Annotated in this window: 1 protein-coding gene; it reads left to right on the top strand. The window is 52.3% G+C overall.

The genetic code is table 11. From position 1 onward, the window contains the following. Positions 1 to 91: 91 nt before the first annotated feature. Complete coding sequence (locus tag NCCP2331_RS18275; protein WP_153723047.1) at positions 92 to 829, top strand: response regulator transcription factor; 738 nt, start codon at positions 92 to 94, stop codon at positions 827 to 829. Positions 830 to 858: the final 29 nt, after the last annotated feature.

The following is an 858-nucleotide window of genomic DNA, read 5'->3' as shown; positions in this document are numbered from 1 at the left end:
TGTGCGACGCAACTCTTACATTATTCTGAATTGTGTTGAAGTTGTGTGGCGCACAGGAACGTATCTGATCCAAAGATAGAGAGTGATTCACATGAGTATTTTTATTTTAGAGGACGATGTTCATCAGGCACAGCGTCTGAAGGAGATCGTGGAGACCATCTGCGGGAAACATCATATAGCGTACGACAGGCTGCTGGTCACGGCAAGGAGCGAAGATATCCTGGGCCAGCTTCATTTGTCTGCGCGGATTCCGATTTACTTTCTGGATATCGAGCTGAAAGGAGAAGAGCGCAAAGGGCTGGAGACGGCACAGGAAATCCGCAGGCTGGATCCGGACGGTGTGCTGGTGTTCGTGACGACGCATGCGGAACTGGCGCCGATTTCCTATCAGTATATGGTGTCGGCTCTGACCTTTATCGATAAAGGGCTGCCGGTTAATGAACAGAGCGAAATCATTGAGAAATGTCTGCTTCATTATGCGGAACGCAACGAGTCGGCGCATGAGACGGATGATTTTGTGGTGGATAATGAACAAGCCACTGTACGTATTCCGTTTACTGAATTGGAGTTCATCATGACGGACGGACCTCACCGTTTGTCAGTGGTCACGGCGAATCGGCTGGTCCAGTATTACGGAACGCTGAAGGAGGCAGAATTGCTCGACGGCCGGCTGCTGCGCTGTCATCAGTCGTATGTGGTCAATGTGGAATGCGTGGCGATGTATCAGACGGCAGACCGCATGCTGGTCATGAAAAGCGGGAAACAGGTGCCGGTGTCACGTCGCCTGCAGCGCAAAGTGCAGCAGCGTGTGAAGGAGGCGAGCCGATGACGATCTACGATGTGGCGGCCGTGCTGCTG

The organism is Sporosarcina sp. NCCP-2331 (genome assembly GCF_023707945.1).
GTDB classification, from domain to species: Bacteria; Bacillota; Bacilli; order Bacillales_A; family Planococcaceae; genus Sporosarcina; species Sporosarcina cascadiensis.
This window is presented reverse-complemented; position numbering and strand designations above follow the sequence as displayed.